The organism is Cupriavidus sp. SIMBA_020, from assembly GCF_046535395.1.
Taxonomy (GTDB): domain Bacteria; phylum Pseudomonadota; class Gammaproteobacteria; order Burkholderiales; family Burkholderiaceae; genus Cupriavidus; species Cupriavidus campinensis.
This window is the reverse complement of record NZ_JAWRWU010000003.1, coordinates 506,968-530,614: the sequence shown is the minus strand read 5'-3', so window position 1 is coordinate 530,614 and position 23,647 is coordinate 506,968. Positions and strand designations below refer to the sequence as shown.

Annotated in this window: 17 protein-coding genes; 7 read left to right on the top strand and 10 right to left on the bottom strand. The window is 62.1% G+C overall.

All coding sequences use genetic code 11. From position 1 onward, the window contains the following. Positions 1-589 precede the first annotated feature (589 nt). The 3 genes from SB751_RS09235 to SB751_RS09225 form a co-directional block, all read right to left on the bottom strand. Positions 590-2,401, bottom strand: coding sequence for a hypothetical protein (locus SB751_RS09235; protein ID WP_410747970.1), 1,812 nt, complete (start codon positions 2,399-2,401; stop codon positions 590-592). After that, complete coding sequence (locus SB751_RS09230) at positions 2,398-3,282, bottom strand: DUF6531 domain-containing protein (protein WP_410747969.1); 885 nt, start codon at positions 3,280-3,282, stop codon at positions 2,398-2,400. The genes SB751_RS09235 and SB751_RS09230 overlap by 4 nt, the downstream gene beginning before the upstream one ends. A gap of 680 nt (positions 3,283-3,962) precedes the next feature. After that, a complete protein-coding gene (locus SB751_RS09225; RefSeq protein ID WP_144196831.1) occupies positions 3,963-4,895 on the bottom strand; it encodes an MBL fold metallo-hydrolase in 933 nt (310 codons plus the stop codon). A 237-nt stretch (positions 4,896-5,132) separates the two neighbouring features. On the opposite strand from SB751_RS09225, the gene SB751_RS09220 reads away from it, so the two are divergent. Continuing rightward, a complete protein-coding gene (locus SB751_RS09220; protein WP_410747968.1) occupies positions 5,133-6,824 on the top strand; it encodes an ABC-F family ATP-binding cassette domain-containing protein in 1,692 nt (563 codons plus the stop codon). 40 nt (positions 6,825-6,864) lie between these two features. Here the strand turns inward: SB751_RS09220 and SB751_RS09215 are convergent, their stop codons facing one another. From SB751_RS09215 to SB751_RS09205, 3 genes are read right to left on the bottom strand one after another with little or no spacing between them, the layout of a single operon-like run. Beyond that, positions 6,865-9,267 (bottom strand): CHASE2 domain-containing protein, encoded by a 2,403-nt coding sequence (locus SB751_RS09215; RefSeq protein ID WP_313816030.1) that lies wholly within the window; start codon positions 9,265-9,267, stop codon positions 6,865-6,867. Beyond that, the gene (locus tag SB751_RS09210; RefSeq protein ID WP_144196827.1) at positions 9,257-10,921 is read right to left on the bottom strand and encodes a FecR domain-containing protein; all 1,665 of its coding nucleotides are present in this window, start codon (positions 10,919-10,921) and stop codon (positions 9,257-9,259) included. The genes SB751_RS09215 and SB751_RS09210 overlap by 11 nt, the downstream gene beginning before the upstream one ends. Then, positions 10,911-11,615, bottom strand: a complete 705-nt coding sequence (locus tag SB751_RS09205; RefSeq protein WP_144196825.1) for a response regulator transcription factor — start codon at positions 11,613-11,615, stop codon at positions 10,911-10,913. The genes SB751_RS09210 and SB751_RS09205 overlap by 11 nt, the downstream gene beginning before the upstream one ends. 76 nt (positions 11,616-11,691) lie before the next feature. Here SB751_RS09205 and SB751_RS09200 point away from each other — a divergent pair, with 76 nt between their 5' ends. The 4 genes from SB751_RS09200 to SB751_RS09185 all read left to right on the top strand — a co-directional run bounded on the left by SB751_RS09200 (position 11,692) and on the right by SB751_RS09185 (position 16,489). Further along, positions 11,692-13,125, top strand: coding sequence for a diguanylate cyclase (locus SB751_RS09200; protein WP_410747967.1), 1,434 nt, complete (start codon positions 11,692-11,694; stop codon positions 13,123-13,125). Positions 13,126-13,388: 263 nt separating this feature from the next. After that, on the top strand, positions 13,389-14,321 hold the full coding sequence (locus SB751_RS09195; RefSeq protein WP_144196821.1) for a LysR family transcriptional regulator: 933 nt from the start codon (positions 13,389-13,391) through the stop codon (positions 14,319-14,321). 72 nt (positions 14,322-14,393) lie between these two features. Continuing rightward, the gene (locus SB751_RS09190; RefSeq protein WP_246118920.1) at positions 14,394-15,416 is read left to right on the top strand and encodes a sensor domain-containing diguanylate cyclase; all 1,023 of its coding nucleotides are present in this window, start codon (positions 14,394-14,396) and stop codon (positions 15,414-15,416) included. 554 nt (positions 15,417-15,970) lie between these two features. After that, entirely contained in the window at positions 15,971-16,489 is a 519-nt protein-coding gene (locus SB751_RS09185; protein ID WP_211943505.1) for a hypothetical protein, read from the top strand. A gap of 576 nt (positions 16,490-17,065) precedes the next feature. Here the strand turns inward: SB751_RS09185 and SB751_RS09180 are convergent. From SB751_RS09180 to SB751_RS09170, 3 genes are all read right to left on the bottom strand, one after another. Continuing rightward, on the bottom strand, positions 17,066-18,082 hold the full coding sequence (locus tag SB751_RS09180) for an aldo/keto reductase (RefSeq protein WP_410747966.1): 1,017 nt from the start codon (positions 18,080-18,082) through the stop codon (positions 17,066-17,068). Positions 18,083-18,163: 81 nt separating this feature from the next. After that, positions 18,164-19,030, bottom strand: coding sequence for an NmrA family NAD(P)-binding protein (locus SB751_RS09175; RefSeq protein ID WP_410747965.1), 867 nt, complete (start codon positions 19,028-19,030; stop codon positions 18,164-18,166). A 63-nt stretch (positions 19,031-19,093) separates the two neighbouring features. Continuing rightward, positions 19,094-20,407 (bottom strand): serine hydrolase domain-containing protein, encoded by a 1,314-nt coding sequence (locus SB751_RS09170; RefSeq protein WP_410747964.1) that lies wholly within the window; start codon positions 20,405-20,407, stop codon positions 19,094-19,096. Positions 20,408-20,754: 347 nt separating this feature from the next. Between SB751_RS09170 and SB751_RS09165 the strand changes: the two genes are divergently transcribed. Further along, positions 20,755-21,687, top strand: a complete 933-nt coding sequence (locus SB751_RS09165) for a LysR family transcriptional regulator (RefSeq protein WP_410747963.1) — start codon at positions 20,755-20,757, stop codon at positions 21,685-21,687. A gap of 131 nt (positions 21,688-21,818) precedes the next feature. Here SB751_RS09165 and SB751_RS09160 read toward each other — a convergent pair whose 3' ends face one another. Continuing rightward, the gene (locus tag SB751_RS09160; RefSeq protein WP_144203666.1) at positions 21,819-22,574 is read right to left on the bottom strand and encodes an SDR family NAD(P)-dependent oxidoreductase; all 756 of its coding nucleotides are present in this window, start codon (positions 22,572-22,574) and stop codon (positions 21,819-21,821) included. A gap of 142 nt (positions 22,575-22,716) precedes the next feature. Between SB751_RS09160 and SB751_RS09155 the strand changes: the two genes are divergently transcribed. Further along, positions 22,717-23,610, top strand: coding sequence for an AraC family transcriptional regulator (locus SB751_RS09155; RefSeq protein ID WP_144203668.1), 894 nt, complete (start codon positions 22,717-22,719; stop codon positions 23,608-23,610). The last annotated feature ends 37 nt before the right edge of the window (positions 23,611-23,647 follow it).

Here is a 23,647-nt window from a genome sequence, read left to right as displayed (position 1 = left end):
CTTCTCGTTCCCAACTGCTGACTCCGGTTTCATCTTCACACTTTAACAAGGTGTCCACCGGGACGGCAGCAGCCCACGTCCCTCGTAGTTAGCATGAGGTGTACCGAGTTCTCATTGGGTCAAACTCCGATAGTTGACGAAACAGGCTGTGGCTCGTGGGGCACCATGGCCAAATACGTCTCAATACAATTTGATCTCCAACACTAGGTCTGTTCTTCTGTGTCCCACTCCACTGTGCGTCAACGCCGTAGACAGCGCATCGATGTCTTGTCGCTTGGATCCGCAGTCAAATTGTCCTTGTGATACTCGCTCCCAATAAAACTCACGAGGAACTATGACGTGCGCTATATCGCAATACAAGAATGGCTGTCCCCATGCGCCGCCGTCGGCCGTACCTTCCTCGCCTAGCTCAGCAGAGGTTGGTAATCCCGCCTGCCAATAGCCCGCATCGATCTTTAGCCTGTTAAAGGTCGTCCACGAGCACCACGTAGTGCTTTTAAAGGCGTACGGGTCTCCGTCGTCTCCCAGGACTTTTGAACAAGTCAAGAAGAAGCTCTTCCACTCGCTATTTCTCATTTCGGCCTCCACGTTATTGATCGAATCTGTACGCAAATATCTTTGTCTGCCCAGCGGCATTGGTCGCATGAAAATGCGGGCAAGCGTGGTGTTCCGGGCCGGGAAGGTCTGGGTGTCCAAATGGGTGCTCGACAACCTCCGCCCCATCCGGAGTTCCGTATCCATAACTCGGTGGGTAATACCGCCGCATAAAATCTCCATAGGCCTTGTCGTTACGTGACATGCCTCGCGGAAGATTGAAATTATTCCAGGGAAACGGAGTAGCCCCCTCGCCAGTCGGAGAGATACCAGCCCAAGCATAGGCTGCCGCCATTGCTTGATCCCGCACAACCGTAGAATTGCACTTTTCTCTAGGATCGAATGCTTTCCTTATGGCATCCAAGCCTGCCTGGACGGCTTCCGACGAGGCAGCGCAGGCTTGCGCGATAGGTGTTACTACCGCTTGGATCAGCAGCATTCCAGGTCTGAGATCCTTCGCTGTGAGCGTCGGGTCAAGCTCCGCACCTGGAATCCCTGCTGGACTCGTCGGCTGCCCTAGTCCAGTGTGTAGTGGCGGATTGATCTGTGTTGACCCAGCAGGAACAGTCTGAGCCTGGGCGGCAGGAATGAAACTGGCAACCCAGTCTCTCAACCAGACTATCACCGTGTTCCAGAGAGTACTAATTGATTGTGAGATGGAGCTCGCCTCACTCTCGCGAGCAAACGGATTCAAGCCAGCCCCACCTTCACCACTATCTGCCGTAACGGTCAGGTTATCTAGAATCTGAACCAGTCGATGAGCTGTGTCGTACGTGTACGTGGTTATCCAATCCCCAGGTCCGATAACCGCAGTACGTTGCCCAATCGCATCATACTCGTAGCGAATGTGGTATGCATCACTGTCAATCGCAGTCAGCAATCCTCGTTGGTTATAGGTGTAAATTGAACGGACACCATTGACGTCGACCCCCTCCAACAGCCGGCCTGCACCGTCATACCGAAGCGCAGTTCCGATTTTCCCCTTGCCGTTTGTGACAGTGGCTAGGTTGCCCAGCGCATCGTATGTAAAGGCTCGCTGCGCGGTTACGCCATCGCCGACTTTTTCCACCGTCGCCGTCACGAGTCCGTTTGCATCGTAGGTCCAGCCTGTACTTGCAACAGGACCATCTGGAATTGCGTTTAGCCCCTGACTCCCGTTGACGTCGTTGGTTGGAAACCAGGCATGGGCGATCAATTGTCCTTTGGCATCGTAGGTGAAGTTGTCGGCCAGGCCCGGCGCGGCCACTCGTAGCGGCAGATTCCACGTCGGATGCCACTCGGTGGTAGTAGTTTTTGCGTCCGCCGTGCCGTAGCCTTCGACCCGCTGGGTTTCACGGCCGAGCGCGTCGTAGCTATAGCGCGTATCATTCCCGTTCCGGTCGACCGTGCGGCTGACGTTGTTGCCGGCGTCGTATTGGATCGTGTTGAACGGATCGCCAATGGGACTCGATCCAGACGCACCTGTGGGCTGCCGCAGCTTTCCGGACAACTGGTAGTTAAAGCTACGCGTGAGCGCATTGCCGTCTGTCACCAGGGTGGCATTGGTGCCGTAGCTGAACGACAGCTTGTCGGCACCGCCAGCATGCTCTTCAGCAGTTACAAATCCATCTAACGCACCACCACTGGCGAACTTATAGGTGTAACGGGAATAGCGCACACCCAGTTCATCCGTAATGCCTGTCAACCTACCAGGAAGGAAAGCTTGAAAGTTCGGTACATCTTCTCCGTAATGGTATCGGCGTACCGCCCCATCAGGCCACGTCACAGTTGGACCGCCGTCAGTTGTAACGCCGTAGGCAATCGTCAAGCCGTCAGGGGTCGTGACGCCAATAAGATTGTTTTTAGCGTTGTATGTAAAGAGAGTTTGGTGCCAAACTGGTTTCTCACGCTCTCGAGAACGCCAGACTGCCCCCAAGGCGCTGTCGCGGTTGCGCTGGTGGTATAGGTGAGCGTCGCTACCCAACCATTGAGCTCCGTGACCGTGAGCAAGCGTCCGCCTGCGTCATAGGCCTCAACAGTACCGGTGGCCGCGACGTGGTACTGCCAGGCGCCGATGCCCCTGTCGTTCGCCCCGGCCACAATGTAGTCGCGCGACTGACCGTCCGCCTGTAACCATTGCTGATCTCGTTTGACAAAACTGACTAGGGAGGCATCCGCACGCCTCGCCATAATCGTGCCCTCGTTGGCAAGCATCAGATTCAAAGCACGTTGCCAGTTGTGGAACCACGTATTGCTGATCGATCCAACGTTAGAGCCGTACTGTGCTGTGTCAGACCTATAGACGCGCTGAAAAATCAGCCGATGTGGGCCCGTCGATTCGAAGTCAGGACTCTCGATCTGAATTTTTTGTCCGGTAAGAGGGGAGATAGGATTCCCTACCGGACAAGATTTGGCGGTCTCTTTCGGCGGATCCGGGCATTGATCCTCAAGTGCCAAATTTGGATTTCTGCCCCAACTTGGATTATACGTTCTGCGAACCGGATCTATACAAATTTCTTTCTGATTGATATAATGGCCTAGCAATTCTCTATTAATATTCGGAGTCATTGGTGAGCCATCAAGCAATGGCTCACACCAATCACCTACGTGACCTGAGTCTAAATTGTGCCAGTGTCGATAGGTAACGGTATAGCCTACCCATTTCATTCCATCAAAGTGGGCGCATGCCTGCTGCGGAGTGCTATACATCGGACCCTGTCCGTTTGCATATGCGGTGCCGTAGGGTTCCGCCCACCAAACCTTGATTGGTGGGGAGGCTTCCGCCATGCGGCAAGCAAAAATGAGGACCGCTGCAGCGACAAGCAGCCAATGCAATTTCCTAGCCATTAATAGACCCTTTCACGTGCGCTTCCGTGGTGGCAACGTTGAATGCGCCGACGAGTGTAAGGGCGGTTCGCCATGTCAATGCATTGTTTTTTTTACACCTGAATTAGGTGCTGTTTATATCAAGTGGCACTGTAGATGGCCCTCAGAAACCGTTCTGAGCGATCCGACCTTTCACCGTACCCGGCGTCGTTTGCTTGCCAGCGTCAGGCACCAACCTCCGTGTCGCGCGGCTGCAATAAATTGCATGCAATGCCGACCTTGCATCTAGTTCACGCCCTGACACTTGCAAGTCCTAGTCACGCCGGATTGCATCTCAACGGCCGAATGTCGTCAGATTACAGCCGTTAATGACAGGGAGACCGATCGGCTCTGATGGGTCGGAAACGGAAGTTAGGGTTCGAGGCGCGCCTGGCCACCGACGAGCTTCCGCATCCGGCCAGCTTCAGCCATACAGGGGGAGAACGTTGTTTTGAGATGGTCGTCGTTAACGAAAAGCCGCCGCGAGTCTTGAACTCGCGGCGGTTGTCTGACAACCGTCAGAATCAATAATCCCACTGCACCGGCACGAAACGGTAGCTCTCCCCGTTCTTGGCAATATGACCAATGGACGGGAACGCGATGTGCGCGGCGGCCAGCATGGAGCCGGTTTCGGCGGCTTCGTCGAGCAGCGCGATGCGGGCTTGCGTCGCCACTTCAGGCTCGTGCTCGAAGCCGTTTTGCCACGTGGGATGCTCGAAGCCGACTTCGAAAATCGCGTCGCCGACAAAGGTCAGCTTTTCGCCTTTCGATGCGACGTCCACCACGCAGTGCCCCGGTGTGTGGCCGCCGGTCACGCGCGCGGTCACGCCTGCGGCAACTTCCACGGTCTGGCCGAACTGCACGATGTTCTCGCTGTAGAGCTCCACGAACCTTGCCGCCGCCTTGCGCAGCGCGGGCGGCACCGTTTCTGGCATCACCGTCTTGCTGAAGTCCGGATTCTTCCAGAACTCCACTTCCGCGGCCGCCACGTGGATGCGCACGTCCGGGCGCAGCTTGGCCTTGACGCCAGCCACGTTCAGCCCGCCGACGTGATCCATGTGCATATGGGTAATCACGATATCGGTGATCGCTGCGAGGTCGATGCCAGCCGTTTCCAGGCGCAACACCGAGCGACCGGCGCGCGAGAAGTATTCGAAACCGTCGCCCACGCCCGAATCGACCAGGATCAGGCGGTCACCGCTGCGCACGAGCGCGATATTCAGCGCCCAGTCGAACATGTCACGTTGCAGGAAGCGATCATCGAACCATTCGTTGCGGTCCGCTTCGCTCACGTTGGTGGACATCGTGGTAGTCGGCAGCGGCAGAACGCCATCGCTGATCAGCAAGACATCGACGTCACCCACGCGCACGGCGTAGCGGGAAGACACGAGCTCGCCGAAGCCTTCCTTGCCAACGTTGGCGATGACCGGCTGCACATTATGGATTGTTTCGCTCATTTTCATTCGTCCTGGTATTTGCGGGGGGTAAGCCGCACGGGGTGGCGCGGTGCACAAGCACGACCGCGAATCTCGCGCACTTCGTTGTGCTCGCGTTTTCGACTGACCGTGTGACCGAGTGTAGGCATGGGGCGCGCACGCCGGTAGTATCGTGAAGGCACTCAGCATGTTGTCCTGGCGGCAACAATCGCCAGCCCTCGTGAGAGAATCCACCGTATCAATTTTTTGAAGTCGACCATGGCGGATATCGAACGAGAAGCCTTCGGGGTATTGACGCTTGCGCCTCCCACTGCCGCCGACGGCCGCCCTCCGGACTCTACGGGCTTCTCAATCTCCGTGCGGCATGTCACGGTGACGTTGCCGGATGGCAGGACGCTGCTGCACGACCTGAGTGAAACATTCCAGCGCGAGCGTACCGGGTTGCTGGGTCGAAATGGCACGGGCAAGAGTGTGCTGGCGCGAGCGTTGGTTGGCTTGTTCAAACCGGAGAATGGACAGGTCACGCGTCGTGGCTCGGTCGCCTACGTGCCCCAGGAAATCGTCCCCGCAAAAGGGGCGACGGTTGCAGACGTCGCCGGATTGACACCGATACTCGATGCGCTGACGCGAATGGAAGGCGGGGCGCCGCACACCGCTGACTTCGACTTGCTGGATGGAAGGTGGAATATCCGATCGAGCCTGGAGCAGGCGCTGACGGACAGCGGATTGGCACACCTGCGCCCGCAAGGGCTGGCGGGAGCGCTGAGCGGTGGCGAACTTACCCGCGTGGCGTTGATAGGCGCCTTCCTTTCCGACGCCGAAGGTCTGGTACTCGACGAACCCACCAACCATCTGGACCGCACCGCGCGCGACTGGCTGCGTGACAAGCTGACGCGGTGGACAGGCGGTCTGATCCTCGTCAGTCACGACCGCGAATTACTGGACCTGATGGACCGCATCGTAGAACTGACGCCGGGCGGGATGCGCAGTTACGGCGGTAACTACACGCTCTATCAGGCTCAGCGCAGCGCCGAAGCATCGGCAGCGCAGGCTTCCCTCGACCGCGCACGGACAGATCGCAATGCCGCCGAACGTGCGGCACAGCGACAACATGACGCACAGCAGCGCCGCACCGCCCATCAGGCAAAAGGCGCGAAGGAGGCGAATATGCCAGGCATCGCCCTGGGCCGCCGCAAGGATGGCGCAGAGGCGTCTGCGGGCCGGCAGCGCCTTCGCCGGCAGGATATGCAGGTCAAGGCCGACGAGGCGGTTCAACAGGCTGCGCGGCGCATCGAGCCCGACAAAACCGTCGCACTCATACTGCCAGCCACTGCCATTGCGGCGGGAAAGCGCGTGATCCATCTGCAGGACGCCGTCCCCCCGTTTCCGCAGGACAGCGCGCCCCTTACGTTGACGCTGACGGGACCGGTGCGCGTCGCCGTGACCGGTCCGAATGGCTGCGGCAAAACCACGCTGCTAAAGATGTTGGCCGGCACCATTGCCCCAGTCTCTGGTGTTTGCCAGACTGGCGTGCGCAGCGCATGGCTCGATCAGCAGGCGACCCGCGTATTGCCCCCACAGGTGTCCGTTCTCGAACGCTTGCATGAGCTGGAATCGCCGCTGCCTGATGGGCTGTTGCGCAGCCATCTTTCGTTGCTGGGCCTGAATGCCGACGTGGTGAACCTGCCATCCGGTGCGTTGAGTGGCGGTGAGCGCCTGAAAGGTGCGTTGGCGTGCGTACTGTGGAGCACCGAGCCGGCGCAGCTGCTATTGCTGGACGAACCGACGAATCACGTCGATCTGGAATCCATTCAGGCGCTGGAGCAGGCATTGGAGGACTTTCCCGGTGCCCTGGTCGTCGCCTCTCATGACACGCGTTTCCTTCAGTCGCTTCGCTTCACGCACCGGCTGGAGTCAGATGGAAGACATTGGCAATTGATAGCGGAGTGAATCGCAGACGGGGGCCGGCAGCGGACTCTGTTCATTCTGGTCACAAGGCGGCGGCCGACTCAGGCGCTTCTGCCAGCGGGAGAGTCATGGAGAACACCGAGCCCCGGCCCGGCGCGCTGTCAAGTCCAATGCCACCGGCATGCCGCTCGACCACGGTGCGAACGAACAACAGGCCCAGCCCCGTGCCGCGCGTGGGCCGGGCGCCTTCCGCCCGCAACGTACTGAATGGCTGGAACAGCCGGGGCTGGTCGGCCAGCGCGATACCGGGTCCGCGGTCGGCGATGGAAACGGTGCCGCTGTTGCCGGTCCTGCGCACGGTCACGGTAACAGTGCCGCCGTCCGGACTGAACTTGATCGCGTTGTCGACAAGATTAGCAACAGCCCGCATCAGCAACGAGGGCTCGGCGCGCACGACCAGTTCCTCCTCCGCGATATCGAGCGAAATGCCGATGCGCCGCGCATGCGCTACCGGCCAGAGCTCGTCGGTGGCGTCCATGACGAGGCTCGAAAGATCGGTCTCGACCAGACGCAGCGCCTGCGATTCGGCACGTGCCAGCGTGATGAAATCATCCGCGAGCTCGAGCGTACGGGACGCGAAATGCTGGATCCGCTCGAGCAGCGCGTCGTACGGCATGGCTCGGGCTGGCTCGGACTGCAGTTCGACGAGCGCAAGGATCGACGCCTGCGGCGAGCGCATGTCGTGGGAAATGAAGCGCAGCGTCTCTTCGCGCCGGCGTTCGGCCGCACGCGCCTCAGTAATATCGACGAAGCTCAGCGCGATACCGGCCACACCGCCGTCACTGCTCCGTAGCGACGCGGCGCGCACGAGCATCGGGCAGTCGGTGTGCGTAGTCAGTTCCACGGCATCGAAGACCGGCGGCGCACCAGCCGCCGGCATCGTCTCGACGCACGCCCGCCGCACGGTGTTCCAGTAGTCCATGCCGCGCTGTGGCACAGCGAACGCTTCGGTCATTACCACACGAATCTCGGGTGCTGGCGCACCCGCCTGGGCCAGCGCTCCCAAGCTGCGTGGCATCAGCGCCAGGCTCCTCGCGTTGGCCAGCAGCACGTTGCCATCGATATTGCAGATCAATGTGGCGTCGGGCAGGCCGGACATCGCATCCGCGAGGAACTGCCGCATATCTCGCAGCCTGGTGGTCATCCAATACATGGCCTGCATGCGCGCGTCCAACGAGGGTCCGAGCCCGGCCACCGGCGACGGCTGCCCACGCAGCATCGGTTCCTGCTCGCGCTCAAGCCTGGCCACTTCGCCGGCCAGGAACGCAAGCGTCGCTTCCTGTCGGCGCCAGCTCCACAGCGGATAACAGGCCAGGCACGCGAGCATCGCGGGCACCGGATCGAACCAGGCATGCGCGCCCCGGACCAGCATGATGCTTGCGCCGAGCAGGCCGGCCACCATCGCCAGGCTGACCAGCAGCGCCAAGCGCGGCGACAGGCGCAGCGCGGCGACCCACACCACGCCCAGTGCGGCAAATGCCAGGGCCCAGGATGCGGTGCGGTCCAGCGCGACAATGGCTTGGCCGTCGAGCAGCGTCTGCGCCGCGTTTGCCATGATCTCCACCCCGCTCATGCCGGCGCCGTCCCGTGACAATGGCACAGCGAACATGCCGCCGAGGCCGGCGGCCGTGACGCCGATCAGCACGAGCCGGTTGCGGAACATCGCCGGATCGACGCGACCTGCCATCACGTCGCGCGCGGACACCGTAGCGAACGTGCCCGCCGGGCCGGCGAACGCGATGCGCACGCGGCCGTCGCGGCGCCACGCCGCGGCTGGCGCCGCCGGATACCGTTCCTGGCGCAACTGGCTAATGACATCGGGGCCGTCCCGCAGCGCCAGCATCCGCACGACCAGATGATCGAGTTCGCGCCCGGGCGGCCCTTCGCGAAGAAAGACGTCGCGAACCGGGCCGTCGCCGTCCACGCCAATGTTGATGTGGCCCACATCGGCGCGCAGCGCCGGGATCGGATAACGCAGACCGTCCGGCGCCTCGGCGGCCACAGCGGGCAATACCACCTTCCCGGCCCGGGCGATGCTGCGGGCGAGCGCGGCGTCGTCGCCGGGATGGCGCTCGTCGGGCTCCGTCAGCACCACATCGAGTGCGATGACGGCCGGGTTGCCCGCGGCCACGCCATCGATGAGCCGGCTCAGCTGAGTCCGCCGCCATGGCCATCTCCCGCTGGCCTCGAGCGTGCCGTCGTCGATGGCGACGATGACGATGTCCTGGCGCGGCGCATGCTGCTGGGCCGCGATGGCGACGTCATAGACCGCCAGGCTGGCGCGGCCGGTCCAGCCGAGGACGCTGGCACCCACCATAAACGCGGCGAGCATGGCCAGCAGCAGCCCCCATTCCGCCAACGTGCGCAAGCGATAGCCGCCGACGAGCCCCCGGCGCGCGGCAGGCGTGGCGGCGTCACCCACCATGGCGCACCGGGGCATCGGTCGCCCGCACAGGGTTCCCCGCGGCATCGCGCAGGTAAGCCGGCAGGGCGATGCGTTGCGGCGCAGAGTAAGGCGACGTCGCGCCATCCGGCTCGATGCGCGCTACGCGCACCCAGTAGTCGCCTGCTGGCGGACGCGGCACCGCGGCCTCGCCCTCGGTGCTGCGCAGGTCGGCCAGCACATGGGCAAAGCGCGGATCATCCGCCAGCTGGAGCCGGTACGCGGCCGGCTTTGCCACCGTGGTATCGACGCCCCAGCCCAGTCGGAGCACGGCGCCGTCGTCGCCAGTGACCGCCGCGGCGGGCGCAGCCGGCGAGATCGAGAACGGCAGCACGGCGCTCCACGGGCCCGGTTCGCCATCGGCATCGAGGGAGCGGATGCGCCACCACCAGTCGCCCGGCGCCAGCGGCACCTGCCAGCTGACCTCGGCGGTCGTCTCGCGCGCCTCCACGGGAGCGCATCCGGCGTCGCGGGCCAGTTCGATCTCGTAGCGCGAGGCGTTCGCGACAGCCGCCCATTGCAGCGTGATCGCGCTGCCGTGATGGCGGGTCCGTGCGCCCGGTTCCAGTGTGAAAGGCGCGGCCGGCTCCAGCTTGACGTCGAGCGGCGCGACAGCGGGATAGCCGGCGAAGCCGTCAGCGCCGATGGCCCGAACTGAGAGGTACAGCCTGCCGTGCGGCAGGCCGGCCGGCGTGGCATGCGGCTCGCGCATCGTGGCGGACCAGATCGGCTCGGTGCGTGCGCTATCGCGCGACACGCTGACGCGCCATGCAGTGGCGCCCGGCGCCGGCTGCCAAGCCACGTTCAGGCTCGGCGCATAGATCCGTGCGGGCAGCGGCTGGAGTATCGGGGCCGCCTGCAGCGGGCGCGGGGGGGCCAGCCTGCCGCCCGGGCCTACGGCAATGCCGAAACCGTCAGGCACTTCCTGGCTGCCGCGCCGCGCCGCGACGGTCACGCGGCCTTCTAATACCGTGCTGCGCGACTCGGCGCCGCTGGCCTCGACCTCGAAGCGCGTGCCGCGCACGCCGGTAATCATCGTCCGCGTGCGCATCTCAAAGCGACCGACGCCGTTGTGGTTGGGCGCCACGCTGGCATCGGCGCCGCCGCGCTCGATACGCAGCACCGCATCCTGCAGCAGCGCCCGCGCAAAGACGCGTAGACGGCTCACCTCGACGACCGAGTCCGGCGGCAGCGCCACCCGGGAGCCGTCGTCGAGCTCCAGCGTGGCGCGCCCATCGGCGCCGGTCACGACGCGGGCCGCCTCGTCCAGCTGCGTGCCTGGGCGCAGCGGCGTATCGCCAAGCCGTACCGTCCCGCTCGCGGCAATCACCCGGACCTTGGCGGGTCGCGTCGGAATCCAGCTGAGCGGTATCCGTATGCGTAGCCCCGGCGGCAGCCGTCGGGGGTCCGCGACCTGGTTGATCCGTTGCAGCTCAGTCCATTTGCGGGCATCGCCGAGATAGCGGTCAGCCAGACCGATCAGCGTATCGCCCGAGTCCACTACATGGATGAAGCGGTCGCCGTCGGCGCCCGCCGGGCCGGCAAGCACACCTGCCTGCCAGCCGAGCAGCAGCCCGGCCAGGACCGCAGCGCGGCGCCTGCCATGCCGGCTGGAATCGCGGCGGTCAGCCGGCATGGCTGCTCCCGCCGCACCGCTCGAAGCGATAGCCGTACGAATACACCGAGGCCAACCGCACGCCGTTCTCGGGTCGAAGCCCGAGCTTGACGCGCAAGCGCGACAGATGGCTGTCGAGCGTGCGCGACCCCACGCCCATGGCGCGGCCCCACACGGCCAGCTCGACGAATTCGCGCGAGAGTAGCCGGTCCATGTTCCGGAACAGGAACCACGCGACGTCGAATTCCTTGGGCGACACCTCCACCGGCCGCCCATCGACGGTGACCGTGCGCGCCACGGGATCGAGGCAATAGGCGCCCTCGCGGACCGATTCCTGCGACAGCACCGTGGGATAGGTCCGCCGCAGCAGCGCCGCCACGCGCGCGGTCAGCTCGCCGCTGCGGACCGGCTTGACCATGTAATCGTCCGCACCGGCGGCCAGCCCGGCCACAATGTCTTCCTCGAGCGAGCGCGTGGTCAGGAAAATTATCGGCGGCACGGCGCCGGAGCGCCGCCGGATATGGACGATCACGTCGTAGCCGCTGATGTCCGGCAGTTGCCAGTCCATTACCAGGAGGTCGAACTGCCGGTCACGCATGGCGCGAAGCAATGACTGGCCATCGGGGTAGCTTTCACAATCGTGGCCCGCGCCGGTCAGGATCTTCTTGATCAGGGCCGCCTGGCCCGGATCGTCTTCCACGGATGCAATATTCATGATTCAGTGACGTCCTCGTCCGCACGGGATGCAGTTCGAAGCGCATCCTATCCAATCCCATCGGGGGCAATTGTCAATGATTGTTGCGACGCTGACGGGGTCGGGTGCGCATGTTCGACTGGTTCAGCAGAACTGTCAAATATTGTTGTTTGGTGGCAAAAACGGACGGTTCACTGCGCCCCTTTCGGTAGAATCGCTCGCCATTCGAGACTGGCCCGGACACCGCCGCGACTGCATGCCGCAGGCGGCCAGCCAGCCGTACGGGGATGCGGAAATGCCTTCAGACATGGATTCACCGAGCTTCGCCGCGATCGTGCTGTTCGCCGGCCTGACCGGCATCGCCATGGCGCTCCGCGCTGGCGCGGATGGCAGCGACCGCACCGCATGGGCCGGTGCCAATGTGCTTGCGTCGCTCAGCGGCATGCTGCTGGCGTTAACCGCAAGCTGGGACGTCACCGCGCTGGCCGTTGCCGGGCACATGGTCGGCATCGTCGGCCAGCTGGGGCTGCTGCAATCGTTACGGCGGCCGCAGCCCGTCGATGGCCCGCAGGCCCATTGGTCGCAAAACGTGCCGGCCGTCGCGATGGTATCCATCGGGCTCGCAGCGATGCTTGCCGCGCATCTCGACGCCGCGCTGATCGCCCTGCTCGGACATGGCGCCACGGTCGCCGTGGTCTGCGTGACGACAGACACGCTGTTGCGCGACCGCCGTCGGGCAACGGGTATGGGCCGGCCGCTCGCGCTCATGGCGTGCCTGATCCAGCTGACGGCACAGGCCGGCTTCCTGGTCATGCTCGGATGGCGCTGGGAAGACGGCCCATTGCTGCTGTCCATGGTGCCGGCGGCAATCCAGTGGCTGGTCTGCATGCCGGTCCTGCTGCTGCTGATGGCGACGTTCGCCAGTATTGCGGCCTTCGCGCTGATGGCAATCGAGGACCGCGCTGCGCTCGACATGGCTCGCGCGCGGCTTGATCCGCTCACCGGTGTGCTGCATCGCGGCGCCCTGGACAAACATGCGCTTCGGATGGTGGCGGCCCACGCGCACCTTGCCAAGCCGCTGGCCTGCCTGGTCATCGACATCGACCATTTCAAGCGTGTGAACGACAACGCGGGGCATCGCGCGGGGGATATGGTGCTCCAGGCGGTCGCGCGCATCCTGCGGGACACCGTGCGTACCATTGACGTGGTGGGGCGCTACGGTGGCGAGGAGTTCTGTGTGTTGTGCCCGCGCACCACAATGGAGGAAGCGGCGGCGATTGCCAAGCGTGTGGTGGAGCGCGTCTGCACCCTGCCGCTGCCCGCGCCGCTGCCGGGGCACGTCAGCGTCAGCATCGGCGTGGCGACGGTCAACACGACCGGCGACGCACGCCGCGTGTGGGACACCCTGTTCGAGGCCGCCGATCGTGCGCTCTACGTCTCTAAACGGGCCGGCCGCAACGGCGTGGTCCGCGCAGACACTTTGCTGATGCAGCCGCATACGACGCTGGCCTCCGCCGCCGGCGAGCGGTAACCGCCCCGCCCCGCCGACTGACTCCGGAAAAAGAAGCCCATTTCGAAAGAAACGGGCCTCGTCAGTTCCGCGTAAGCCTTACGACGTGAGAATAGCGGCGTGCACACACTTCGCGTATCGCAAGGTCGCGAAGTTCCGACAGCGCGTTTGCTCACGCATATGAGTGTCTCTCACGACTCTCCACGAGAAAAGAAAGTATTTTTTATGGCAGCAAAAATATCTTTGATGGCGGGATCCGTCGCCGCACAGACCGTGGCCCAGTTATGATGAACGAAGAAACATTACGACGTAATCCGGAACCGGCGTCGGCAGCGCAGCGCATGAAGAGGCACTTTAAATCCGAGCAGCTCCGCACGTTTCTTGTCGTCGCACAGCTTCGGAGCTTCACCAAGGCGGCGAAGGTCCTGCATCTCACCCAGGCCGCAGTCAGCACGCAGCTTCGTCAGCTAGAGGCAGAAGCTTCCGTGAGATTGCTTGCGCGCACCCCGGGCTCACTCACGCTCACGCCGTCTGGAGAGACGTTAAGGACATATGCTGAGCGGATCCTGGATTTGCATGAACAAGCGCGGGAAGAACTGGCATGCGAGTCTAGCGAGAATATCTTGCGGGTTGGGACACCAGATGCCTATGCCAGGCTGATATTCCCGGCTGCACTGCGTGCACTGGCTGACCAGTTCCCAAAGATTCGTGTCGACGTCGTCTGTGTACCAACGCTTGAACTAGGCCGTCGACTCGAAAGTGGAACGCTGGACCTGGCCGTAGGCACTTGCTGCTCCCAATTTCCCGGCCCTCCGATCTTCTTCGAAGAACTTGTATGGGTCGCGCTTGAATCTGCGACGGGCCTGGCCGCATTGCGCCCAATACCGCTTGCGCTCTTCGAGATTGGATCTGTGCCTCGATCGCTTGTTGCCGAGGCACTGGGCACGGCCGGGATACCCTATCGCTGTGTTTATGCGAGCCCAGATACAGCAGGAATCCTGGCTTCTGTCCAAACCGGAAAAGCAGTTGCGGCACTCCCGATTCACTCGATAAGCGGCGATCTTAAAATACTTGGCAGGCATGAGAACCTGCCGGACCTTCCGTCGCTTGCGCTTACCGTGGCAACCGGTAGGACTCCGAATCGGCCGGAGAAGGACGCGTTGATGGCACTGCTCACTCAACGCGCGTCGAGCAGATTGAGGACAACTATGGATTGACGGACGGACTCAAGAATTCGTGCGAAGAGCCGTTGACGTAAAAGTGACACTTCCGGCGGAATCGAATTGCCCTTGAATCATCGCTCCATCCCCTACGCCCTGGATCAACCATTCGGGCACGACATCTCGCCAGCACAGGGTGAGTCTTCCGTTCTTGAATGGTTGCTACATGACGACCAGGTCATGCGGGAGTGCTTCCGGCACGCTACCGCGATACTCAAGAGCGTTACGCAGGGCTCCATCTCCGCAATTCTCCTGCTGGATGCCGAGCACCAGCACTATCGCGCTGAGGTTGGGCTGTCTGTCCTTCCTATCCCTCGCAGGCAATCATTGTGCAATTACGCTGTGCAAGCCAATGATCTGTTCATCGTGGATGACACACGGTCGGATGCACGGTTTTCTGACTGCACACTGGTCAAATCGGCGCCATACGCCCGGTCCTACGCGGCGATCCCACTGCGCGGGCCCGATGGGGGCATCGTCGGCGCACTATGTGCGATGGACACCCTACCGGGTCGTTTCACGCATGCGCACGCGGACGTGTTCCGGCACCTGAGTGCGATGATCGAGAACGACCTCAGACTGCGCACCGCAAGCGCCACCGACCCGCTCACGCAACTATTCAATCGTCGCTACATGCTCGAGAGCATCCGGAGAACGTGGGATGATGCTGCGGACGGCGTCGAGATGGGCGCAGCGATGGTCGACATCGACTGGTTCAAGCAGTACAACGACACCTATGGTCATCAGGCCGGGGATGCCTGCCTGCGTGAGGTGGCGAACGTGCTTCGCGCTGTCGCCGAGGAGCACAAGATGATTGCAGGACGTCTGGGAGGCGAAGAGTTCGGGCTGTCTCAGTGCGGGCTCCAGCGTCTCGCTTTCGAAGCCGCGCTGGAAGATCTGCGCGCCGGCGTGATGAACCTGGCGATTGAACATCGCCAGTCACCCACAGGTGTGGTCACCGTCAGTATCGGGGCCTCTGTCACACAACGGATTGGAAGCAACGATCTGGCGCGCCAGACAACGTTTGAATCCGCGGATCGCGCACTGTACCGGGCAAAAGCCAAAGGACGTAACCGTGTCGTGATGTTCTAGACGGCACCGGGTCTATGGTGACCCACCGGGGTTGCCCGGGACGGATGTCGTAGCGGGCAGCCACGGCATTCCGCGCGCGGCGCAGGCCCACGCCGCGCATTGCAGACCACGAATGGGGCGATCTTCTCGCGACAGAGTCTCCATACCGGCCCGTCCCATCAAAGGCATGCAACACAGATCCGTGGCCGCTGCCTTGATATTCAAGGTAGCGCCACAGCTGCAGCACGAATCAGCGGCGGCCATTTTCGATTGGCCAGGAGTGCATGGACGACCGTTCCCGCGAGTCGGTGAATAGCGAGATAGCTTCCTTTTTGGCATACCGGAGCTGGTCGTGCAAGGGTGATCAGCCGGTTGCGCCAACTCAGACGCAGGTTGATGCTGCCATGTTTCCCTTGATAACTGCCAACATCGTGCGCTTCTTCTGAATGAAGCTTCGGCAGATCAAAAGTGACTTGGTAAACACCGCCTATTTTGCGAATTGCGGACCCTTGCGTTGCCTAGAATCGTCACCGCCGGAATACCCCGGCTTCACCTATTTTCTTCAGGAGATATTGATGAGCCAACTCAGACTCGGTGGACTTGATTCAATCCGCAGCGCGCAAGAATGGTCGTCACTCAGGCACACGCAGGCCACCGAAACGGCGAGCGCAAATGCTGGTGCCATGGCGCGCTTCAAAGCGCGCGGCGTTCCCCTGAAGTTGGTGGACATGGTCGATGCGTTCAAGGAGGATAAGCTCAAGGCCACCGATCTCGATCACGATAACGTGGTGTCCCTCAGCGAGCTTGGCAAGCAGTTGGCCGGCAAGAGTGAGGAGGAGCTGTCGAAAATCCATGAGGCCATGGACGTCGATAAAGACGGTCAGGTGTCTGCCACGGAATTCAAGGACAGCATGCCCCTCGATGAATACTTCAACACGGCGGACGCGGCCGGCAACAAGGGCGAGCTGATGGCACGTTTCAGCGGGCTGCGTACCGGCATATTTCAAGCAGCAAGCGCTCCGTGGTTTTCACCGAGCAACGTCGTGCCTCCCAATCAGCCCAACTCGTCCGATCTCCTCGCACTTTTGCCGTAGCAACGGAATCCAGCGGTGCCAACGCCAATCAAGACTTGCACACTTGTGGCGGCCGAAACTTGCACGGAGGTGGGACAACGTCGCACGGCGGCGGGTCAGGTGTGGCCGCCGGCTGGTGGTAAAGCCACGATAGCGACCAACACGTATTGACCTTGGATACGCCCAAGAATCCCATCCGCGCCCCGCGCGGATGGCTGACCGCTCAGCTATCGCGTGCGCGAGCACACAGAACACTCGCGGGTTCTACAGGATGAGACGCGCGCCCAGTTGAAAGCGAACGGTCGTCGCAGTGCAACAACAACGCGCAATCGTGATACTCGCCGCGGCGCCCCGCTTTCAGGTCGGCAGCTTTCAGGAGAGTCGCAGACGTCGGCGGCGGCCGATTCACCACCGCAAGTGCTTGATTGCCGCAGGCGGACGGACAACCTCGTGGCGAGGGGCGGTAGCCGACCCATTCCGGTCGGCCAGCCGCAGACTTCCAACGGCGGCTATTCGAGGATGAGCTGCCGCACATGGTCACAGGCATTCCCCATTCAACCGCCTCGCGCAGGCAGGATTCCCGACGCCCGCCCCTCATTAGCAGACGCGATCCCGGTCATGGAAGCGTTGCATCCAGTAGGGGAATGAAAGTGACGGTTCAGATACTTTATCGAGCCGCGCGCACTGTTCGGAGGTTAGTGCGAGATTCTGTGCATCGAGGTTAGCTACGAGTTGCTCGCACGTGCGGGCTCCGACAATGACGGAAGTGATCTGCTCGCGCGCAAGCAACCAACCTAATGAGACTTGAGCCGTCGTGGCCGCCAGTTCGTCGGCGACTTCACGCAATACTGCGAGGATCGGCTCCGCGCTGACTGTATCTACCGGCGGAAAGTCGAGCTTCGCACGCCGCCCGGTAGCTTCGCCATTCTGCGGGTACTTGCCGCTCAGGTAGCCACCTGCGAGCGGACTCCAGACCAGAAGACTCATTCTGTTTGTCGCTGCAACCGGCATTATCTCGAGTTCTATATCGCGGCTCGTCAGCGAATAGTGCACCTGATTGCTCACGACATGAGCCCGATCGGTACGGGACGTTATCCCGACGGCCCGCTCGAGATCGCCTGCACTGAAATTGCACACGCCAATATGGCGGACTTTTCCCTGCGTGACGAGGTCGTCCAGCACACGAAGCGTCTCGTCGAGCGGAACAAGCGCGTCACGGTCATGCAACTGGAACAGGTCGATGTGATCGCGACCGAGTCTCTTCAGACTTGTCTCGACCGAGCGCATGATGTGTGAGCGGCCCAATCCCACTTCGTTCTGGCCGCTGCCGGTACGCAGCCGAACCTTGGTCGCGACGAGCATTCGATCTTCGTCCAGCCCTAGCGCTTTCAGCACATGGCCCACGACCTCTTCTGAGCGACCTTGCGAATAGGCGTCCGCCGTGTCGATCAGGTTGACTCCACGTTCCACGGCCATCGCGACGAGCCGGGCGGCCTGATCGCTGTTCAAGCCGGCAATATTGCCCCAGATGCCCGAGCCGGCACCGAACGTCATTGCGCCCAGGCTCAGCCGTGAGACGCGTAGCCCGGTTCTGCCAAGTGTGCTGTATTCCATCGTGTATTCCTTGTTTGAACGAAAATCTGATGCACCGGTAGAGTAAGACCTGGAGTCCACGCGTCGCGCCATCGACTCTGGTCAGATTCGACGCAACACAAGCTCGCCCAGAACGGTTTCCAGTTCGACGTGGCCGCGCAAGATTTCGTCGGAGCTGCTTTCGAAATCGATCCAGTCTTCGTTGAAGCCGTCCAGCATGCGCATGCGAGGTAGAGGATGCTTCATGCCCTGCTTGCGGAACAGCGCTTCCCACGTCTTCCTTTCGACAACTTCCGCACGCACCTGACGACGCAACACGCCGGCGAAAGCGACTGCGAGATCGTTAGGACTCACCCGGCGTGGGCCCTCAAGCTCGACGATGCGCACACCGCGCCACGTCTGCTGAAGCAGTTCAGCAGCAACGCGGCCTACGTCCGCGGTGGCGACCATCGGCACCGGCTTGTCGAGCGGATGCAGGTAACTGGAAATGACGCCATCGTCGCTTGCAGACGCAACATCCCATGCGGCGTTCTCCATGAACCAGGCAGGCCGCAGGAAGGTCACCGGCATGGGCATCTCGCGCAGCGCATGCTCCATCAGCGTGCGTTGAGTGAGCAGGTTGACCTCGTCGGCCTGTGCGCCGATCGTCGAGAGGCAAACGACCTTGTCCGGCCGCGCCTTTAGGAGTGCCGCGGACACAGCCTCAATTACTGTGCGCGCTTCAGGAAACCCAGGCTCCGGATCGAACTCCGAAGGCGGCAGGATGAAAGCGCCCGTCGCGCCTTCGAACGCTGCGGCGAGCGACGAAGGGTCTTCCATGAAAGCCGTCGCGATCTCGCAACCTCGTTCTGCCCACGCCTCCGCCCGCGTCGCATCCCGCACGACTGCGCGCACTGGCTGTCCGGTAGCCAGCAGTTCGCGGGCCAGTGCGCCGCCCACCTTGCCGGTGATTCCTGTGATTGCATACATTGCTCGTTCTCCATGTGTGGATATATCGTGTGACGCAGCCTGGATGTGCCGACGCTCAACCACTCAGGCGCGACGCAAACCGTCGTAAAACGCCTGCTCGAACTGTCCGTATAGGTTCACGACGCGCGCATCGTAGAAGGGCAGCATCTGCGTAAAGAGCGATCCGGCGACCCGCTTGACCGGATCGACCCAAAAGTAGGTGTTCAACAACCCGGCCCAGCTCACGCTGCCAGCGCTTCGTCCGTGGGGTCCTTGCTCTGTATTGATGTCGAACGAAAGCCCCCACTTGTGCGCGGTCCCCGGAAACTGATCGAAGCTGTTCGACCACGACGGCTGCGCGGTCCTCATTTCCGCGACCTGCAGATCGCCAATGTGATTGCGGAGCATCGTCGCGACGGTGTCGGCGCGCAGCACGCGTTCGCCGCCATACGTGCCGCCGTTCAACAGCATCTGCAGAAACGCCATGTAATCGCGCGGCGTGCTGAAGAGTCCGCCTCCACCCATGAAAAACTCGGGGCGCTGGTTGATCTCGAACGGCTCGGGCGCAAGTGAGCCGTCCGCCTGACGCCTGTGCATGGTCGCGACTCGCTGCTTCTGCTTGCTACCGATGAGAAAGCCCGTGTTGCGCATGCCCAGCCGATCGAAGATGTGCTCGCGAAAGTAGACTTCCAGCGACTGATCGGTCACGGCCTCGACCAGTTTGCCGACCCAGTCTATGCTGATGCCGTACTCCCAGCGCTCGCCCGGCTCGAACTCGAGCGGCGCCGCGAATGCACCGTTCATCGAATAGCCGATGTCCGGCATGCCCGTTACCGTCTCGTACCGACTGAGCTTGTCGCTCCAGATGCTGTAGGTAAAGCCGGAGGTATGCGTGAGCAGATGGCGCACCGTAATCGCATTGCGCGCAGGACGCAGCTTCGACTGCCCCGAGACGTCGAATCCATCGAGGATTTGAGGCGACTTCAACTGCGGCAGGATCTCGCCCGCAGGTTGATCCAGCCGCAGTCTGCCCTGTTCGATGAGCTGCATGCACGCGGTTGCGGTAATCGCTTTTGTCATCGACAGGAGCCAGAAGACCGTGTCAGGACTAATAGCCTCGCCGGTGCGTGCATTCCCCCGGCCACAGGCGCCCTCGTAAACCAGTCCGCGGTCCGTTGCGCCCATGGCGACAACACCAACCACCGTGCCGTCGTCCACCGCCCGTTGCAGGCATTGATCGATCGAACTATGGGCCGGGTGATGGGCCAGCGCGGCGTCGCCACTCGCACGCTGCGGTACTGCCCGCGCGTCGCGGCTTGCGACGCCACCAAGTGTCGCAAGAGCCAGCAGGCTCGACGCTCCCTTCAGGAGGCGACGACGATCCGTTTGAACTGCCATTTTCCGTTCCTTTCCAAATGAATGAATCGCGACATCACAGTGCTTCGGTGGTGGGCGAGCAACGCGCGCCGCGATCGGTTCCAGTTGATGCGTCCAACGGTCGCCAGAGCAACAATGAAAATGGGCTGTGCATGGCGACTTCCTTCGATTGGCGAGACCGGATGTCTCGGTGAGACGTATTCTGGACAAGCACCAAACAAAACAAAATGACATGGATGTCATTGGATAAGTGACAACGCATTACCAATTTGGCATGATCCCAAGACACGATCAGCACTGCTGCGCGGCGAAGCGTTTGCATTCAGGTAGTCGGTCGCGCTCCGCCACACGTATTAACTCGAGAAACCATGAGATCCAGTAGCGAGAAGCTTTCCGGCAGCATTAGCGTGTTCGCCGCCGTAGTGGATGCGGGAACGTTTGTGGCCGCTTCGGAGGTGATAGGAATGACGCCGCCGGGCGTCAGTCGGGCAATTGCGCGGCTGGATAAAAGGTTGAACATCCGGCTCTTCAGCCGAACAACGCGTTCCGTCTCCCTGACTGAAGAGGGCCGCCGCTTTTACGAGGAGGTCATGCCCCATCTCGCCGGGCTTGAGGAAGCAGCGGCCGCTGCGGCAGGTGGCGCGTCCGCTGTGCGTGGAAAGCTGAGAATCAATCTGGATCCTGTCGTCTACCGGACCATTCTCGGGCAACAACTCGATGCGTTCATGGACGCACACCCGGAACTCGAAATCGAGTTCATCGCGCGAGACAGTCTTGGCGACCTCGTCATGGACGGCTTCGACCTCGCTGTGCGATTCGGCGAACCCAAAGCGTCTACTCTGATCGCGAGAAAGCTGCTCGACACCCGCATCGTGACGGTCGCAGCGCGATCGTACGTTGCTCGCTGGGGACGGCCGTCAAGACCCGAGGACCTCGAAGGTCGAGGCCACAGATGCCTTGAGTTTCGCAACCCGGAGACAGGCAAGCCATTTCAGTGGGAATTTCATCGCAAGCGAAGACGTATTGTGGTCGACACTCACGGACGACTCACGGTCAATGATCCGGGTGCCCTGCTCAACGCATGTCTCGCCGGTTCGGGAATCGCGCAGATGTTGCTGCTCGGTGCCGAGCCTCTGATTGCTGACGGCCGATTGATCAATCTCTTTCCCGAATGGGTAGACGAACGGTATCCTTTATACGTCTACTACGCGTCCCGGCACTACGTGCCGGCAAAGACCCGCGCTTTTCTTGACTTCGTGGTGGAACTGACAGGCAATCACGAGCGCGCCGGGGCGCGCTAATGCTGTCGCGGCGGACTGGTGAGGCCATATCGAATGGCCGGGCACGTATGGGTTGCGGTCTGCCATGATCAGGTTACGAACGTCTAGTGCTGGCCGAACGCGGACTCGCGTCCGCGCAAGGTTAGCAGGGCTCAGATGCGCTGGCCGCCCGATACCTCGATGCGTTGCGCGTTGATCCACCGGTTGTCGGCGGAGAGCAGACTCGCAATCATGGGGCCGATATCGTCGGGCACGCCGACGCGGCCCAGGGCGGTCATCGCTGCGAAGGACTGGTTCAGCTCGGGATTGTCTCGCACCGCACCGCCGCCGAAGTCGGTCTCGATTGCTCCCGGTGCCACCGTGTTGACCGCGATGCCGCGCTGGCCCAACTCCTTGGCCAGGTAGACCGACAGCACCTCGATGGCGCCCTTAGCCGCGGCATAAGCGGCATAGCCGGGATAGCTGACGCGTGTCAGGCCCGACGATAGATTGACGATGCGGCCGCCATCGGCAATCAGGGGCAGCAGCGCTTGCGTCAGGAAGTAGACGCCTTTGAAATGCACATCCACCAGCCGATCGAATTGCGCCTCGGTAGTATCCGCGATCAGTGCGTAGTCGCCGTGGCCGGCGTTGTTGACCAGATGGTCGAACGAGTTGCGGCCCCAATGTTGTTGTAACGCCTTCCGCAGTTGTTCCGCGAAGGGCGCAAAGGTGGCGACAGCGCCGGTGTCGAGCTGGAACGCCATCGCCTTGCGTCCCATGGCCTCGATCTCGGCCACGACAGCTTGGGCATCCTGCGCCCGGCTCTGATAGGTGATGATGACGTCGCCGCCCTGGCGGGCGATGCTCAGTGCGGCATTGCGGCCAAGCCCACGGCTTGCGCCGGTAACAACGGTGATTCGGGTCATGTCTGGCTCCTGTCTGGGGTGTGGATGACTGGAAGCCAGTATCGAATTCCACCGCCTCGAGGGGTTGTCGGAAACTCGGAAATTCTTGCCTGATCCTGCAAATTCGTCGCACCACTGCCACCACAGGTGTAGGCTTGTCGCCATGGAATCCACACTGCTCTCCGCCGTCCGACGCTATGCCGACGCCCATTCCGATGCAGCGGGCACGGCCCTGACGCCTGTTCCCGGACTGACCATCATCCAGGCCACGTCGGCGAGCGCGCTGCTCTATTCGATCTCGCGGCCATTGATCTGCCTCGTACAGCAGGGCAGCAAACGCGTGACGATAGATGCACAGAATTTTGATTTCACCGCCGGGGATTCGCTGGTGATTTCGGCTGATGTGCCGACCGTCAGCCAGATCACCCGGGCAAGCATCGCCGCACCGTATCTGTCGCTGGTCATGGAACTCGATATCCTGCTGATCGCCGGGCTGTGCCAGGAGATTGGCGCTGCCGGCGATATCGATGAGACGCCCGTCCGCGTCGATCGCACCGATACGGAAGTGACAGACGCTGCCTTGCGGTTGATGCGTTTGCTCGATCGTCCAGCGGCTGTCCCGGTATTACAGGCACAACTCGTGCGCGAACTGCATTACTGGTTGCTGATGGGGCGCCACGGCACGGCAATCCGAAAGCTGGGCAAGGTAAATAGTCACGCGCAACGCGTGGCACGCGCCGTCGCGGTGATTCGCGCCGAATTCGACAAGCCGCTGACTGTGGAGCGGCTCGCAGCGGTGGCAGGCATGAGCCAGGGCTCCTTTCATCAGCATTTCCGTTCAGTGACATCGCTGACACCGCTGCAATTCCAGAAGTACCTTCGCCTGATCGAGGCGCGGCGCCTGATGTTGTCAGAGAGCGCAACTGCCAGCCGCGCGGCCTTCGCCGTCGGCTATGAAAGCGTGCCGCAGTTCACGCGCGAATACGGACGCATGTTCGGCCAGTCGCCGGCGCGGGATACGCGGGCGGCGCGCGGCAATATCAAGGATGCGGCATAAGGTCCACGCGATCCGTAAGATTGAGGATCGTCGAATG

Bases quoted from the DNA above. Each gene is read 5' to 3' on its own strand.
- SB751_RS09230 (WP_410747969.1), bottom strand. From the start codon at position 3,282: ATGTATAGCACTCCGCAGCAGGCATGCGCCCACTTTGATGGAATGAAA.
- SB751_RS09225 (WP_144196831.1), bottom strand. From the start codon at position 4,895: ATGAGCGAAACAATCCATAATGTGCAGCCGGTCATCGCCAACGTTGGC.
- SB751_RS09220 (WP_410747968.1), top strand. From the start codon at position 5,133: ATGGCGGATATCGAACGAGAAGCCTTCGGGGTATTGACGCTTGCGCCT.
- SB751_RS09215 (WP_313816030.1), bottom strand. From the start codon at position 9,267: ATGGTGGGTGACGCCGCCACGCCTGCCGCGCGCCGGGGGCTCGTCGGC.
- SB751_RS09210 (WP_144196827.1), bottom strand. From the start codon at position 10,921: ATGCCGGCTGACCGCCGCGATTCCAGCCGGCATGGCAGGCGCCGCGCT.
- SB751_RS09205 (WP_144196825.1), bottom strand. From the start codon at position 11,615: ATGAATATTGCATCCGTGGAAGACGATCCGGGCCAGGCGGCCCTGATC.
- SB751_RS09200 (WP_410747967.1), top strand. From the start codon at position 11,692: ATGATTGTTGCGACGCTGACGGGGTCGGGTGCGCATGTTCGACTGGTT.
- SB751_RS09195 (WP_144196821.1), top strand. From the start codon at position 13,389: ATGATGAACGAAGAAACATTACGACGTAATCCGGAACCGGCGTCGGCA.
- SB751_RS09185 (WP_211943505.1), top strand. From the start codon at position 15,971: ATGAGCCAACTCAGACTCGGTGGACTTGATTCAATCCGCAGCGCGCAA.
- SB751_RS09180 (WP_410747966.1), bottom strand. From the start codon at position 18,082: ATGGAATACAGCACACTTGGCAGAACCGGGCTACGCGTCTCACGGCTG.
- SB751_RS09175 (WP_410747965.1), bottom strand. From the start codon at position 19,030: ATGTATGCAATCACAGGAATCACCGGCAAGGTGGGCGGCGCACTGGCC.
- SB751_RS09170 (WP_410747964.1), bottom strand. From the start codon at position 20,407: ATGGCAGTTCAAACGGATCGTCGTCGCCTCCTGAAGGGAGCGTCGAGC.
- SB751_RS09165 (WP_410747963.1), top strand. From the start codon at position 20,755: ATGAGATCCAGTAGCGAGAAGCTTTCCGGCAGCATTAGCGTGTTCGCC.
- SB751_RS09160 (WP_144203666.1), bottom strand. From the start codon at position 22,574: ATGACCCGAATCACCGTTGTTACCGGCGCAAGCCGTGGGCTTGGCCGC.
- SB751_RS09155 (WP_144203668.1), top strand. From the start codon at position 22,717: ATGGAATCCACACTGCTCTCCGCCGTCCGACGCTATGCCGACGCCCAT.